The organism is Streptomyces sp. NPDC008317, from assembly GCF_042955955.1.
Classification (GTDB): Bacteria; Actinomycetota; Actinomycetes; order Streptomycetales; family Streptomycetaceae; genus Actinacidiphila.
Genome location: NZ_JBIBFQ010000015.1, coordinates 43721 through 58759 on the forward strand (window position 1 = coordinate 43721; position 15039 = coordinate 58759).

Annotated in this window: 12 protein-coding genes; 5 read left to right on the forward strand and 7 right to left on the reverse strand. The window is 72.1% G+C overall.

Annotated features, from left to right (window positions below; translation table 11 throughout):
- Positions 1-24: 24 nt before the first annotated feature.
- Together ACFY9V_RS34195 and ACFY9V_RS34200 are read left to right on the forward strand one after the other, a co-directional pair.
- On the forward strand, positions 25-1152 hold the full coding sequence (locus tag ACFY9V_RS34195) for a universal stress protein (protein ID WP_391164239.1): 1128 nt from the start codon (positions 25-27) through the stop codon (positions 1150-1152).
- Between the two features lie 280 nt (positions 1153-1432).
- Complete coding sequence (locus ACFY9V_RS34200; RefSeq protein WP_391164240.1) at positions 1433-3817, forward strand: phosphoketolase; 2385 nt, start codon at positions 1433-1435, stop codon at positions 3815-3817.
- A 79-nt stretch (positions 3818-3896) separates the two neighbouring features.
- Here ACFY9V_RS34200 and ACFY9V_RS34205 read toward each other — a convergent pair whose 3' ends face one another.
- Together ACFY9V_RS34205 and ACFY9V_RS34210 are read right to left on the reverse strand one after the other, a co-directional pair.
- On the reverse strand, positions 3897-5057 hold the full coding sequence (locus ACFY9V_RS34205) for a cation:proton antiporter (protein WP_355347453.1): 1161 nt from the start codon (positions 5055-5057) through the stop codon (positions 3897-3899).
- A gap of 81 nt (positions 5058-5138) precedes the next feature.
- Positions 5139-5693 carry a hypothetical protein gene (locus ACFY9V_RS34210; protein ID WP_391052131.1) on the reverse strand — a complete coding sequence of 185 codons (555 nt, stop codon included), beginning with the start codon at positions 5691-5693 and terminating at the stop codon, positions 5139-5141.
- Positions 5694-6174: 481 nt separating this feature from the next.
- On the opposite strand from ACFY9V_RS34210, the gene ACFY9V_RS34215 reads away from it, so the two are divergent.
- Positions 6175-6798 carry a hypothetical protein gene (locus ACFY9V_RS34215; protein WP_355347459.1) on the forward strand — a complete coding sequence of 208 codons (624 nt, stop codon included), beginning with the start codon at positions 6175-6177 and terminating at the stop codon, positions 6796-6798.
- 169 nt (positions 6799-6967) lie between these two features.
- Here ACFY9V_RS34215 and ACFY9V_RS34220 read toward each other — a convergent pair whose 3' ends face one another.
- Together ACFY9V_RS34220 and ACFY9V_RS34225 are read right to left on the reverse strand one after the other, a co-directional pair.
- Entirely contained in the window at positions 6968-7516 is a 549-nt protein-coding gene (locus tag ACFY9V_RS34220; RefSeq protein ID WP_391164241.1) for a hypothetical protein, read from the reverse strand.
- Positions 7517-7576: 60 nt separating this feature from the next.
- A complete protein-coding gene (locus tag ACFY9V_RS34225; RefSeq protein WP_391164242.1) occupies positions 7577-8734 on the reverse strand; it encodes a site-2 protease family protein in 1158 nt (385 codons plus the stop codon).
- 606 nt (positions 8735-9340) lie between these two features.
- On the opposite strand from ACFY9V_RS34225, the gene ACFY9V_RS34230 reads away from it, so the two are divergent.
- Positions 9341-10903 (forward strand): arabinofuranosidase catalytic domain-containing protein, encoded by a 1563-nt coding sequence (locus ACFY9V_RS34230; RefSeq protein ID WP_391164243.1) that lies wholly within the window; start codon positions 9341-9343, stop codon positions 10901-10903.
- A gap of 11 nt (positions 10904-10914) precedes the next feature.
- Here the strand turns inward: ACFY9V_RS34230 and ACFY9V_RS34235 are convergent, their stop codons facing one another.
- Positions 10915-11817: a ribonuclease BN gene (locus ACFY9V_RS34235; RefSeq protein ID WP_391164244.1), complete on the reverse strand. Its 903-nt coding sequence runs from the start codon at positions 11815-11817 to the stop codon at positions 10915-10917.
- Positions 11818-12038: 221 nt separating this feature from the next.
- Between ACFY9V_RS34235 and ACFY9V_RS34240 the strand changes: the two genes are divergently transcribed.
- Positions 12039-13091, forward strand: a complete 1053-nt coding sequence (locus ACFY9V_RS34240) for a phosphotransferase (protein WP_391164246.1) — start codon at positions 12039-12041, stop codon at positions 13089-13091.
- A 1-nt stretch (position 13092) separates the two neighbouring features.
- On the opposite strand, the gene ACFY9V_RS34245 is transcribed toward ACFY9V_RS34240, so the two are convergent.
- The gene (locus ACFY9V_RS34245; RefSeq protein WP_355347477.1) at positions 13093-13911 is read right to left on the reverse strand and encodes a family 1 encapsulin nanocompartment shell protein; all 819 of its coding nucleotides are present in this window, start codon (positions 13909-13911) and stop codon (positions 13093-13095) included.
- A complete protein-coding gene (locus tag ACFY9V_RS34250) occupies positions 13908-14990 on the reverse strand; it encodes a Dyp-type peroxidase (protein WP_391164247.1) in 1083 nt (360 codons plus the stop codon). Before ACFY9V_RS34250 ends, ACFY9V_RS34245 begins: the two co-directional genes overlap by 4 nt.
- Positions 14991-15039 lie beyond the last annotated feature (49 nt).

A 15039-nucleotide genomic window follows, 5' to 3' on the forward strand; every position in this document is an offset into this window, starting at 1 on the left:
CTCGGCGGCGAGAAGGGAACGGCCATGGCGTGCGGAAGCCTGCGGGTGTATCTCGGGGCGGCCCCAGGGGTGGGCAAGACGTACGCGATGCTCGGCGAGGGCCACCTGCGTGCCGACCAGGGCACCGACGTGGTCATCGCCTTCGTGGAGGACTACGGCAGGCCGCTGACCCACCGGATGGCGGAGGGCCTGGAGCAGGTGCCGCGCCGGACCGTCGGATACCGCGACTGCGCCTTCACGGAGATGGACCTCGACGCCGTCCTCGCCCGCCGCCCGCAGCTCGCGCTGGTCGACGAGATGGCCCACACCAACATCCCCGGCGCACGGAACAAGAAGCGCTGGCAGGACGTCCACGAATTGCTCGACGCGGGCATCAACGTGATCTCCACCGTCAACATCCAGCATCTCGAATCGCTCAACGACGTGGTGGAGCACATCACCGGGGCCAAACAGCGCGAGACCGTTCCGGACGACGTGGTCCGCGGCGCGGACCAGATCGAGCTCGTGGACATGTCCGCCGAGGCGCTGAGGCAGCGGATGGCCGACGGAGACATCTATCCGCCGGAGCGGGCCGAGCTGGCACTGGTCAACTACTTCCGCGCCGGAAACCTCACCGCCCTGCGCGAGATCGCCCTGCTGTGGGCAGCCGACCGGGTCGAGGAGGCTCTTCAGCGCTACCGCGAGGGCCACGGCATCCAGCAGCCCTGGTCCGCGCGCGAGCGGGTGCTGGTCGCCCTCTCCGGCGGCGCGGAGGGCGACACCCTCATCCGGCGCGCCAAGCGCACCGCGTCCCGCGGCGCGGGAGGCGAATTCCTCGCCGTCCACGTCGAGCCCGACGACGCGTCGACGTCCCCTTCCGCTCACCTGCCGACCGAACAGCGCGCGCTGGTGGAAGAGCTCGGCGGCACGTACCACACGCTCACCAGCGGCGACCCGGCCCGCGCCGTCCTCGACTTCGCCCGGCGGGTGAGCGCCAGCCAGATCCTGATCGGCGCGACCCGGCGCACCCGCCTCCAGAGGCTGTTCAGCCGGGGTGTCGGCGAGATCATCGTCGAGGGCTCGGGCGACGACATCGACGTATGCGTCGTCACCCATTCCCGTGCCGCCCACGGCCGACTGCTCCGCGGCCACCAGGCCAGGCAGGACGGCTGAGTCACGCGCGGCGCTCCGCCAGACGGGGCGTCGGCACCACGCGGCCGGGGCGGTTGCTCCGTGAGCGATGCGGAAGGCGTGTCCGCCCGGATCGCGCCACACGCCTCGGGCGGTTACCCCGGCCGACCGGCACCTCGTGGCAGACTCGCGCGAGGAACGCCGTGTCCCGACCCGGGGGCGCTGGCCCGAACGGCCCCCGATCGCTGCCCGGTCGGCTCTGTCGGACCGCGGGCGAGACCTCCGAGTCTGGGACGACGACTTCGACTCCGCGGAGGAAGACATGTCTCAGGCACCCCCGGCCCAGCCGGGCAGCGCTCTTGACGACACCGAACTGGCCGCCCTGGTCGCCCACTGGAAGGCGGCCAACTACCTGTCCGTCGGCCAGATCTACCTGCTCGCCAATCCCCTGCTCGAGGAGCCGCTACGCCCCGAGCACATCAAGCCGCGGCTGCTCGGCCACTGGGGGACCTCCCCCGGCCTCAACCTCGTGCACACCCACCTCAACCGGGTGATCAGGACCCGCGGGCTGGACGCGCTCTGCGTATGGGGCCCCGGACACGGCGGCCCCGCGGTGGTGGCCAACTCCTGGCTCGACGGCAGTTACTCCGCGACCTATCCCGACATCGGGCGGGACGCGGACGGCATGGCCCGGCTGTTCCGGCAGTTCTCCTTCCCCGGCGGCATCCCCAGCCACGTCGCGCCCGAGACGCCCGGCTCGATCCACGAGGGCGGCGAGCTGGGATATTCGCTGTCCCACGCGTACGGCGCGGCCTTCGACAACCCGGACCTGCTGGTGGCGTGTGTCGTGGGCGACGGCGAGGCGGAGACCGGTCCGCTGGCCACCTCCTGGCACTCCAACAAATTCCTCGACCCCGTGCACGACGGCGCCGTCCTGCCGATCCTGCACCTCAACGGCTACAAGATCGCCAACCCGGCGGTGCTGGCCCGGCTCCCCGAGCACGAGCTGGACGAACTGCTGCGCGGCTACGGCCACGACCCGATCCACGTGACGGGCGACGACCCGCACGACGTGCACCGGGCGATGGCCGCGGCCATGGACACCGCGCTGGACCGTATCGCCGCCATCCAGGACGCGGCGCGTGCGGGCGACGACGGCGAGCGGGCCCGGTGGCCGATGATCGTGCTGCGTACGCCGAAGGGCTGGACGGGACCCGCCGAGGTCGACGGGCTGCCGGTGGAGGGCACCTGGCGGGCGCACCAGGTGCCGCTGGCCGGGGTCCGTGACAACCCGGAGCACCTGCGCCAGTTGGAGCAGTGGCTGCGCTCGTACCGCCCCGAGGAGCTCTTCGACCGGGACGGCCGCCCGAGCGCCCAGGTGCTGAGCTGCACGCCGGACGGCGAGCGGCGGCTGGGTCTGAACCCGCACGCCAACGGCGGTCTGCTCCGGCGCGACCTGCCGGTGCCGCCGCTGGAGGACTTCGCGGTGGCGGTCGACAAGCCGGGGGTGAATCTGCACGAGCCCACGCGGGTGCTCGGCGGGCTGCTCAAGCAGATCATGGCCGACACCGCGGAGCACCGGGACTTCCGGCTGGTCGGCCCGGACGAGACCGCCTCCAACCGGCTCGAAGCCGTCTACGACGTGAGCGGGAAGGCGTGGGAGGCCGAGGTACTCGACACCGACGAGCACCTGGAGCGCGGCGGCCGGGTGATGGAGATCCTGTCCGAGCACACCTGCCAAGGGTGGCTGGAGGGCTATCTCCTGACGGGCCGTCACGGCCTGTTCTCGTGCTACGAGGCGTTCGTGCACATCGTCGACTCGATGGCCAACCAGCACATCAAGTGGCTGCGCACCTCACGGCCGCTGCCGTGGCGGCGGCCCATCGCGTCGCTCAACTACCTGCTGACGTCGCATGTCTGGCGGCAGGACCACAACGGCTTCTCGCACCAGGACCCCGGCTTCGTGGACCACGTCCTCAACAAGTCCCCCGAGGTCGTGCGGGTCTATCTGCCGCCGGACGCCAACACCCTGCTGTCGGTGGCCGATCACGTGCTGCGTTCCAAGGACTACGTGAACGTCGTGGTCGCCGGGAAGCAGCCCTGCTTCGACTGGCTCGATCTGGAGGCCGCCCGCGCGCACTGCGCACGCGGCGCCGGCATCTGGGAATGGGCGAGCTCCGAGGACGGCGCGGAACCCGATGTGGTCCTGGCCTGCGCCGGTGACGTCCCCACGCAGGAGACCATCGCCGCCGTGTCCCTGCTGCGCGAGCACCTTCCCGACCTGTCGGTACGGGTCGTCAACGTGGTCGATCTGGCGCGGCTGCTGCCCAAGGACGAACACCCGCACGGCATGCCCGACGCCGAGTACGACGCGCTGTTCACCCCCGACAAGCCGGTGATCTTCGCGTACCACGGCTACCCGTGGCTCATCCACCGGCTCACCTACCGCCGCACCGGCCACGCCCATATGCATGTGCGCGGCTACAAGGAGAACGGCACGACCACCACGCCGTTCGACATGGTGGTCCGCAACGACCTCGACCGCTACCGGCTGGTCATGGACGTCATCGACCGCGTCCCCGGCCTCGCGGTGGCGGCGGCGCCCGTCCGTCAGAAGATGGAGGACACCCGGCTGCGCCACCACGCCTGGATCCGCGAACACGGCGTCGACCTCCCCGAGGTCGCCGACTGGTCCTGGACCGGCTGAGGGCCGGGAACGATTAGAGGTGGGAACGGCGGGCCTTCCGGATTCCGGGAGGCCCGCCGTCGCCGCGCGGGGCTCGCGGTCAAGGGGCGGCCGGTGCCGCGAGGCCGTGGTCCTTCGGGGTGCTCGGGCCGGTGAGGGAGGTCGCGAGGGTGGCGGCGGCGATGGTCACCAGGGCGCCGAGCATGAGGGCCGCGGCCTCACCGGGTTCGAGCAGGCGCAGTTGGGTGCCCAGGGTCGCGGCGGCCACCGGGACGCCGAGCTGGGCGGAGGCGAGGACGCCCACGGCGAAGGGCTGGCCGGTGACCCGCAGCGCGGCGTGCACCGCGACCGCGCCCAGCCCGAGCGCCACGCCGAGCACCGCGAAGGAGGGGTGACCGGCCAGGGCGCGCAGATCGAGGGACGCCCCCAGCCACAGGAAGAACAGCGGGCCGAGGAAGCCCTCGGTCAGGGCGAAGAGCTGTTTCGCCAGGCGGCGGGGTTCGCCGATCGCGGAGACGACCAGGCCGAAGGAGAAGCCCGCCAGCATGATCGAGACATGGGTTCGCACGGCGAGCGCGGCCAGTGCGAACAGGATGACCAGGCTGATCCGCAGTTCCAGGGCGAAGCGCCGCTCCTCGGAGAGCCGGTGCATTCTGCGCCGCAGGCCGTCGCGCTCGAACCGGCGCAGGACCAGGAACAGCGCCGCCGCGCAGGCGATGACCGCGCACGCGCCGAGCGCCGCGCGGGCGGCGTGGCGCGGGTCGATCACCAGGGGCAGGGCGACGATGCAGGCCGTGTCGGCGACCGCGACCTGGGGCAGCATGCGCAGGATCTGCGGGCCGCCGAGCGACAGCGAGTCGACGATCGGCAGGATCAGCGCGGCGGACGACGACGCCATCAGCACCGTATAGAGAGCGGTGTGCCCGGTGTCGAAGCCCCGCGCCAGGAGGAATGCGGGGACCGCCGCCAGGACGCCGACGGCCAGGGCGCGCCCGGCCCCGCTGCCCAGTCCCGCGCGCAACTGCGGGTCACGCACCGGTACCCGTGCGCCGGCGACGAACATGATCAGGGCGAAGCCGATGTCCGCGAGGAAGGCGAACGTCGGATCGTCGGCGTGCAGGTAGCCGATCACGGTGGGTCCGAGCAGGACACCGGCGGCCAGCTCGCCCAGGACGACGGGCAGGTGCCACTGTTTCGGCAGGGCCAGCAGCGGGCCCAGCAGGGCGGCCAGGGACAGGACGGCCAGCGTCGCGAAGCTCACAGGCGGGGTCTCCTGGCAGACGGAAGGACCGGCGGGTCACTCACCGTACTGGCGGGACCGTGGCCGGGCCAGCACCGTCGGTCACACGCTGTGGTGGCCCCAGCGCGAGTCGGCGTCCGTCCACTCGGCGTCCCAGCGGGCACACCGGCGGTGGTCGAGGAGTTTGGTGGTGATCCCGCAGCCGATCAGGACGCCGACACAGATGGCGAAGGCCGCTCCCGCGCCGATCACATCGGCCTGGAATTCCCCGGAGGAGGGGGACAGCGGCTGCGCGACCTCGACACCCTGGCTGTTGGTCCACACCGGAACGACGGCACCGCGGGAGGTGCCGGGACTGGCCGTGACGATGCCGGTGAGCACGGTGCCGTCGGGCGCCTTCCACTGCGCCGGTACGTCCACCCGGGACAGCCGGTAGCCGTCCGGGGCCTTCTGGGTCAGGACCGCGCTGGTGCTGTGCCGGTCGAGACGCTGCTGCGCGTACTCGCGCTCGAGACCGTGCGCGGTCGAGACTCCGACCAGCACCGCGACCACCAGCGCGGCCAGGGCCGCCGCGAGGAAGGCCCACGCCTCCACGGCGTACGAACGTCGGCGCAGCGGATTCTTCCGCAGACGCCACAGCCAGATTCCGCGTTCCATGGTCGGTCCCTCCTCGTCGAGCGACACGACGGGGGCCGACTGACCCCGTGTCTCCACGCTCCCGCCTCCCGCGCCGTCTGCGGAGGGCCGAACGGCCCTGTCGGGTGGGTGGACCGGACCGCGTGGGACGCCGCCGGGCTCCGCAGCCGGACCGCATGAGCGCTTCGGCCACCCGTCACCGAAACGGAGCGGGCATGAGCACACGGTGAGTGGTCGCGCGATGGCCGGACGGGTGAGGTCTGTCGGGGCGCCGGAAGGCATCAGCGGCGGACGGTGGCCGACGGGCCCGCCGTGGGACGCCTGCCGCCTCGAAGCCTCGACGCCTCGGCACGTGACGCCTCGGGGCTCTCGGCCCAACCGGGCCGCCAGGCAGAGCCGTTCGGCCCTGCGGGTCGGGCCGTGAGCCCCCAGCGTGCGGCCAACACCGCGCGGCACAGTGATGTCTGACCGAACGTCAACCCCCATTGAACTGGGAGCCGTCATGGCAGTCCACGACCACACCCGGCAGCACGCAGGGTTCCGCCTCCCCGCTCGGAACAAGGCGTCCGCCGACCGCGGCGGCGACGCGACGGCCGTCGGCACCGACTCCGCGCTCGTCGCCAAGTCGCTCGCCACCGTACGGATCGCGACCGGTTTCGTCTTCCTGTGGGCCTTCCTCGACAAGACCTTCGGCTGGCACTACGCGACCGGCTCCGGCAAGGGCTGGATCGACGGCGGGTCGCCCACCAAGGGGTTCCTGTCGGGTGTCTCCGCCGGTCCGCTGGAGTCGTTCTTCCACGACATCGCGGGCAAGGGCTGGACCGACTGGCTGTTCATGCTCGGCCTGCTCGGCATCGGCGTCGCCCTCATGAGCGGCGTCGCCCTGCGTCTGACCGCCGCCGCGGGCACCGTCTTGATGGCCATGATGTGGGCCGCCGAATGGCCGCCCGCGCAGCACCTGTCCACCGGCGCGCCGAGCATGTCCTCCAACCCGTTCGTGGACTACCACCTCATCTACGCCCTCGCGATGATCCTCTTCGCCTTCGCCGCGGCGGGCACCACCTGGGGCCTCGGCCGGGCCTGGGCCCGCGTCCCCCTCGTCGCCCGCCACCGCTGGCTCGTGTGAGCCCCGCACCACCCGCGCCTGACGGGGCACCGCCACCACGGCGGTGCCCCGTCGCACGCGTGCGCGCCCTCGATGTCCGTCGTGGGCGCCGTCAGCGGGCGACAGCGTTCGTGAGCGGTCGGTCAGTGGCAGGTCAGTGGCCGGGTCAGTGGCCGGTCAGCGGTCGTCGTCAGCGCGAGGCCCGGCGGAGCCGCTGTACGCGCCGCAGGCGGCGGAGCCTGGCCAGGAGCGTGCGGTGCCGTGCGGTCGGCACGTTCTTCTCGGGGGACGGCCGAGGGTCCGCGGGGGGTGGCTGGGGATTCGCGGGCCGGGTGGAGGTTCGGCGGTCCGCGGTGGACGGCCGGGAGGTCGCGGGCGGCACGGGCGGGCCGGGCGGCGAAGGCGCGTCGGGCGGCGTCGGCGCGTCGGGCCGCGGGCCGGCGTCCTGGGCCGGGTAGAGGCCCTCCTCCGGGTAGCGGGCGGTGGCGATGGCGTCGACGATCTGGTCGTCGGTGAAGGCGGCGCCGCCGAGGACGTGCGGGAGGAAGCCGATGAGGACGCCGTCGCGCGTCACCACCGCGTCCAGCCCGGCGGCTCCGCCGAGGTTCCACTGAGCCTCGCTGCCGTCCCCCAGCGCCACGCCGATGCCGAATTCGTAGACGCCCGCGTCGGCTCGGTGGGCCATGACGCCTCGTGCGCGCAGGGCGGTCACCATGCGCTCGATGCGTTCAGGATCCATGGCAGAAGTCCTTCTTTCCGTCGCCTCTCCCCCGTGCCGCCGCGTGGGTGCGGCCTTCGGTCAGGTGGTGTGGCCCGCTCCGTGGGCGGCAGGGGGCCGGGCCGGCGGGTGCGGGTGGCGCCGGGTCAGCCCGGCGATGTCCTCGGCGGTGATCACGCCGACGACGCGGTTGTCGTGCAGGACGAGAACGGGGCTGCCCGAGGTGGTGGCGAGACGGTCGAAGACGTCGGTGACCCGGTCGTCGGGGTCGACCAGCAGGCAGCGGTCCAACGGCAATGCGACGTCCCGTACCCGGGTGTCCCGCCTGCGCACCGCCGGGACGGACAGGAGCGCGGACGCGGTGACGACGCCGCTGGGCCTGCCGTCGAGGTCGGTCAGCGGAATCACCGTACGGACGCCGACGCCGGAGGCCGAGGTGGCCAGGAATTCGTCCACGGTGTGCCAGTCCTGGCCCGCGACGGCCGGGTGCATCGCCTGGGTGACACGGACGCCGCGCAGGGTCTCGTACAGCACCGAGCGGCGGACCTCTGCGTAGGCGGTGAAGGAGATGAAGGCGCCGAGCAGGACCAGCCACAGCCCCGCGGCCTGGCCCATGAGGACTTCGAGCCAGCCGCCGGCGAGCAGCGCGACGCCGAACACCTGGCCGCAGCGCCCGGAGATCCTGGCCGCGCGCTCGCGGTCGCCGCGGATCCGCCAGATCACCGCTTGCAGGACCCGGCCGCCGTCGAGCGGGGCGGCGGGCAGCAGGTTGAAGACGCCGAGGAGTCCGTTGGCCCACGCGACCCAGGCGAGTACGGCCGCGGCCACGGCCCAGTGCAGCGTGTCGTCGACCGCCACGGCGGCGGCCAGGAACAGCCCGCCGAGCACCAGGTTGGTCAACGGCCCGATCGCCGCCACCCAGCCCTCGTCGCGGGGCGTGGTCGCCGACCCCATCCGGGTGACGCCGCCAAGCGCGAAGACCGTCACGTCCTTGACCTCGATCTTCGCGCGGCGCGCCGCCAGGGCGTGGGCCGCCTCGTGCGCGACCAGGCTCACGGCGAGCGCCAGGGCGCCGATCAGCGCCCCGGTGCGGTAGGCGGCCGCGGAGTGGCCCGGCGCCCAGGCGGACAGCACGCCGCCGCCCAGGGCGACGCTGACGAAGAGGATCAGCAGGGGCGCGCTCCAGTGCATCCGCAGCGGCACACCGGCGATCCGGCCCAACCGCACCGATCCGTTCATCGCACCCTCCAGCCCCCGCCCACCGCGCACCGCGCAAATCGCGACAAAAGCCGCCCTCCCCTCCATGGTCCTCCCCCGCGCCCCGGACCGTGCGGCCCGGCCGACTCCGGGGCGGGATCTTGACGTCTCCCATGCACCGCCGCCCCCGTCCCCCGAGGCGCCCGACGAACGGAGGCCGGGGCGCCCAGGGCGGGATTTCTTCTGCCCAACGCCTTGACGCCGCCACAGTGAGCGCTAACAATAACGGCCAAGCGATAGAGGGTCAGACCCCCGCGTGACGCGCTCTCGCGCTCTGCGTCCAGGCCGAGCCGCCACGGACGGGCCCGGGAGTCGGTAGCGCGTCGGCGGGGCGAACGGCCCTCCGGTATCCCGCCGCCGCCAGGGACGGCGCGGGCCAGGACCGTTCACGCACGGTCGGCGCGCCTCGGCGTGCCGGACCCGCCGCGTGCCGCCTTCGCGTTGCCGCAGCACTGGACCATGTCGCGTTGTTAGCGATCACAATTCAAGCTCACCGCAACCGTCACGGAGACGCCGTGCGGCCAGGTGCGATGCGCCGCCGCCCGCTGCCGGGCGGCGGTCCCCCCACTCACATCGAGGAGGACATTCATGTCCCTGACCGCAACGAATCCCTTAGCGGGCCGCTTCAGGAAATGGGCGCTCTGCCTCGCCGCCGCGGCGACCCTCGTCGCGGGTCTCCTGCTCGGCGGCACGGGCACCTCCCACGCGGCGGGTTCGCTCCCCTGCGACGCGTACAGCGCGGGCGGCACCCCCTGCGTGGCCGCCCACAGCACCACACGGGCGCTGTACTCCACGTACAACGGCTCGCTCTACCAGGTCAGGCGCGCCTCCGACAACGCCACACAGAACATCGGCGTGCTGAGCACGGGCGGATACGCCAACGCCGCCGCACAGGACTCGTTCTGCTCCGGGACGACCTGCGTGATCACGGTCATCTACGACCAGTCGGGACGCGGCAACAACCTCACCCAGGCGCCCGGCGGCGGGGCCGCGGGCGGACCCGACAATCTGGCGAACGCGACCGCGGCGCCGACCACGGTGGGCGGCCACAAGGCGTACGGCGTCTACGTGGCGCCCGGCACCGGCTACCGCAACGACCACACCAGCGGGATCGCGACCGGCGACCAGCCGGAGGGGATGTACGCGATCCTCGACGGCACGCACTACAACGGCGGCTGCTGCTTCGACTACGGCAACGCCGAGACCAGCAACAACGACACCGGCAACGGCCACATGGAGGCCATCTACTTCGGGAACATCAAGGTCTGGGGCTACGGCGCGGGCAACGGCCCCTGGGTCATGGCCGACCTGGAGAACGGCCTGTTCTCCGGCGTGAACCAGCACTACAACGCCAACGACCCGACGGTGAATTTCCGCTACCTGACCGCCATGGTCAAGGGCGGCCCGAACCAGTGGGCGATCCGCGGCGGCAACGCGCAGTCGGGCGGCCTGTCGACGTACTACAGCGGCGTCCGCCCCAACGTCTCGGGCTACAACCCGATGCACAAGGAGGGCGCGATCATCCTCGGCATCGGCGGCGACAACAGCAAGGGCTCCGCCGGTACGTTCTACGAGGGCGTGATGACGTCCGGCTACCCCTCCGACGCCACCGAGAACGCGGTGCAGACCAACATCGCGTCCGTCGGGTACACGACCCAGTCGTCGGGCTCCGGTTCGCTGACCCCCGGCTCGCGGATCTCGCTGCGGGCCACGACCGCGTGCTGCACCACCGACTACATCCGGCACGACGACAGCGACGCCAATGTGGTCATCTCCCCGGTGTCCGCGTCCAGTTCGGCGACCGACAAGGCCGACGCGACCTGGATCGTACGGGCGGGTCTGGCCAACAGCGCCTGCGTCTCCTTCGAGTCCGCCAACACCTCGGGGCAGTACCTGCGCCACTCCAACTTCCAGCTCAAGCTCAATGCCAATGACGGCGGTTCCCTCTACGCCCAGGACGCCACCTTCTGCCCGCAGCCGGGCAACAACGGCCAGGGCAACACCTTCCAGTCCGTCAACTACACCGACAAGGACATTCGCCACTACAACAACACCGTCTACATCGGCGGCAACGGCGGATCCAACGCCTGGGACAGCGCCACGTCCTGGAGCGACGACACGAGCTGGGTCGTCTCCCAGCCCTGGGGCTGAATCGTTCGACGTTACGGGCCGCGCCGCCACCCGGCGACGCGGCCCTCCCCGTCCGCCACCGCCTCTCCTTCCGTCGCTGTCTCCGCTTCCGTCGCTGTCTCCGCTTCCGTCCCCGTCTGCTGGGGGCCGGCCGCCCGGCGGGCGCGGGTCTGCTGGATCTCGCAGCCGATGAGGGGGCCGCCGAAGAAGACGAAGCCGACGCCGATCAGCCAGCACTGCACCATCAAGACGGTGCCGACCGAGCCGTAGGTGACGGCGTTGGTGACGATGAGCGGCGAGAAGACCAGCCAGGAGAAGCCCCGCAGGCCGACGAGGCCCGCCATGGTGAGGACGGCGCCGGGCAGGGCCGCGCGCCAGGTGATGAGGCCGCCGAGGAGGAAGCGCTGGCCCCACCAGAAGAAGAGGACGCCGAAGACGAGGGTGAGGGTGATGCGCACGACGGCCTGCCGCCAGCCGTGGCTGAGGAAGGCGCCGCTCTGGGCCTCGGCGAAGAGATACGCCGTCAGGCCCGCGAGCCACACCGCGCGCCGCCACACGCTGTGCCAGGGGCTGGCGGGCAGCTCCCAGACCTTGCGGTAGCCGGTCTCGACGCTGGCCGCGAAGGACAGTCCGAAGATCGCGAGCGAGGCCAGGCTGAGCGCGCTGGTGGTACTCAACACCCGCCGTGGTGTGGCGAACAGGCGCTGCACGGACTCGGCCGGGTGCGGGGACAGGCCCATGCCGTCGACCACCCACTGGGCGAAGCCGGTGCGTTGGAAGGGCGCCGCCGCGGCGACCACGATCAGCAGCGGCATCAACGTGACCAGGCCGAGCGCGGCGAAGCCCATCGAGCGTTGCAGCAGCTCCAGTTCGGCGCCCTTGCGCCACACGCGTCCGGCCGCCGAGCCCTCCCAGACCCGGCGCAGATCCACCATCGTCCCCCTCCTCAGCCGGAGTTCAGCCCCGTGCGGTCGCTGTCACCGTTCCCCGTACGCCGTCCTCGTCGCTCCTGTGTTCGGCGTATGCCCCCGCGCACGGCCGGCTATCCGGGATGGGCCAGGTCTCCGCGACGCGGAACGGGAGTACGGGGACAACGGAATACGCATCGTCACCGCCGCCCGTGGGAGACTGCACGGTCGATCGCGAGGGGTGGGGCATGCACACGGAACGCGGATTTCCGGACCGCGAGCGGCTGGAAGGGGTGGCACGGGCCGCCCTCGGACCCGGCCGCCGCATCGCACGGGTCGACCGACTGCGCGGCGGCAGCAAGAAGGGCGTCTACCGGCTGACGCTCGACGACGACTCGACGGTCATCGTCTACATCTGGGACGACACCGAGGACTACTGGCCGAGCGACGGCACGGACGCTGACCACACCGACCCGTTCTCGCACGCCTCCGGCATCGACCTCTTCGAGGCCGCGCACGGGCGCCTTCACGCCCTCGGCGTCCGCTCACCGCGGATCCGTCTGACCGATACCAGCAAGGCGCACTACCCCGCCGACATCGCGGTGGTCGAGGACGTGCGGGGCCCGACTCTTGAGGAGATGGTGCGCGCCGACCCCCGGAGCGCGGCCCCGGTCATGGACCGCCTCGCCGAAGCGCTCGGCCTGATGGCGGACCACACCGCTCCGGGCTTCGGCAAGGTCGCGCTGGTCGACAACGGCGGTGTGTCGAAAGGCGGTTCGTGCGAGGGGGCCGTCCTGGACCGCGCCCTCGACGACCTGTACGAGGCCGCCCGGCGCGACACCCGTATCGCCGTCGTCCGCGACCGGCTGGAGGACGTCGTGCGGACGGCGTACGCCGCGGTGCCCGCGCGCGAGCGGTTCGCCGTCGTGCACGGCGAACTCGGTCCCGACCACGTACTGGTGGACGCCCGAGGCAGGCCGGTCTTGATCGACGTCGAGGGGCTGATGTACTTCGACGTCGAGTGGGAGCACGCCTTCCTGCGCATCCGCTTCGGCGACCACTACGCCCGGCTGCTGCCCGGCCGCCCGGCGCCCGGCCGAGGTCCGGACCGGGGCGGGGCGGAATTGGACGGGCGGCGGCTGCGGTTCTACGCGCTCGCCATGCGGCTGTCGCTCGTCGCCGGGCCGCTGCGCCTGCTCGACGGCGACTTCCCCGACCGCGGCTTCATGCTGGGCGTCGTTGAGCACAACCTCCGGGAGTCGTTGGCGTTCCTGGAACCCGACCGGACCCGGTCGCCCTGACTCAGACCGCGATGGCGCGCGGGGCGGACTTCAGGGAGACGGCGGCTTCCGCGGTGTGGACGAGGAAGGTCAGGGTCTCCTGGAAGTAGAGCCGCACACTGGTGTCGTCGTGGGACAGGTAGCCGATGGACAGGTCCTGGCCGAGGCGCAGTTCGAAGTCGCCGCCGCGGCCGGCGATCAGGAAGGCGCCGTCGATGGCGGGCGCCCAGATGATGTCGCCGTCCAGCAGCCGGGCCAGGTGCTGGTGGATCGGGTAGCCGTGGTCCGAGGTCTCGTTGACCGCGGTGTACGCGTCGGCGCTGAGCGCCAGGTGGTAGGTGCCGTCGACGCCCGCGAGGCGCAGCGCGGTGATCGCCTGGCTGACGGCGTTCGGGTAGTCGCGTACGTCGTCGGGCAGGGTGATCGCCTGGTTGGAGGAGGCGGCGCGGATGCCGTCGATACCGGCGGCCGGGTAGCCCTCGAAGATCACCCGGTCCTCGGCGAAGGCGAGCTGCCGGGCGGCGTCCTTGACGGGCTGCCAGTCCGCGTCCTTCGCGCCGCGCTCGACGTCGTCCACCTGGCGGCGGTCGACGCTGAAGGGCAGCCGCAGTTCGACCACCGGCTGCGAGCGCCGTACGTGCGCGGCGACGCCGTCGGCGGGCGACTCGATGGCGTCGAGGTGCCCGGTGGCGACGGCGGACAGCTCGGATCCGGCCGGTTCCGGTACGTCCACGATCCGGCGCCCCGCCACGTTGCGCTTGAACGTGCGTCGCGCCTCGTCCTCCAGATCGGCCCAGGCGGCGGCGGAGATGGGGGCCAGTTCACGATGCAGGTTGTTCACGGCGTGGTGCTCCTCTTCAGGTCGCCGATACCCAGCGAGTCGTCGGGTACGGCGGGGGCGGATTCGACGGTGGCGGATTCGACGGGGACCGTGACGGGGGCGGGTGCGGCCGGGGTCGCGGTGCCCGACGCGGCCGCGCGGGCGGGCGGGTCGGGGAGGTCGTCCAGGAAACCGGCGGCCGGGGCGTGGAACAGGGTCCCGGTGACCGCCGTGGAGAAGTCCAGGATGCGGTCGTGGGTGGCGGGCGGCAGGCCGAGGAACATGTTCCGCAGCATCTGCTCGGTGACGTCGGGGGTGCGCGCGTAACCGATGAAGTAGGTGCCGAATTCGCCCCTGCCCGGACTGCCGAAGGGCATGTTGTCGCGCAGGATCTTGCGCTCGGTGCCGTCGGCCTCGGTGATGGTGTTGAGCGCGACGTGCGAGGCGTCCTCGTCCAGCTCCACATTGCTCAGCTTGCGGCGGCCGATGATCTTTTCCTGCTCCTCGACGGGCAGCGCGTTCCAGGCGTCGAGATCGTGCAGATACTTCTGCACGATGACGTAGCTGCCGCCCGCGAAGTCGGCGTCCTCGTCACCGATGAGCACGGCCCGGTGGGCGGCCGGGCCGACCGGATTCTCGCTGCCGTCGACGAAGCCGAGCAGGTCGCGGGCGTCGCGGTAGACGAAGCCCTGGGTCTCGTCGCGGAGGGTGACCGAGCCGCGCAGCCGGTTCATGATCTCGGTGGCGAGCGAGAAGCACAGGTCCATCCGGGTGGCCCTGATGTGGAAGAGCAGGTCGCCGGGGGTGGAGACGGCCCGGTGCCGGGCGCCGCGCAGTTCCTCGAAGGGGTGCAGCCCGGCGGGGCGCGGTCCGGCGAAGAGCCGGTCCCACGCCTCGGAGCCGATGCCCGCGACACAGCTCAGCCTGCCCTCGGGGCTGCCGAAGCCGATCGACCGCTGCAAGCCCGCGAGGTCGGCCAGCAGGTCGCGCGCCACGGCCTCGCCGCCGGGGTCGACGGTCACCACCAGGAAGGTCGCCGCGGTGGTCAGCGGGCTCAGCACCGCCTGCGGTTCCGCCGCCGGGGACGGTGCCGCGGGCACGCCGCTCTCCTGTGTCGTCAATGCGTTCCTCACCAGGCTCGGATCGGAC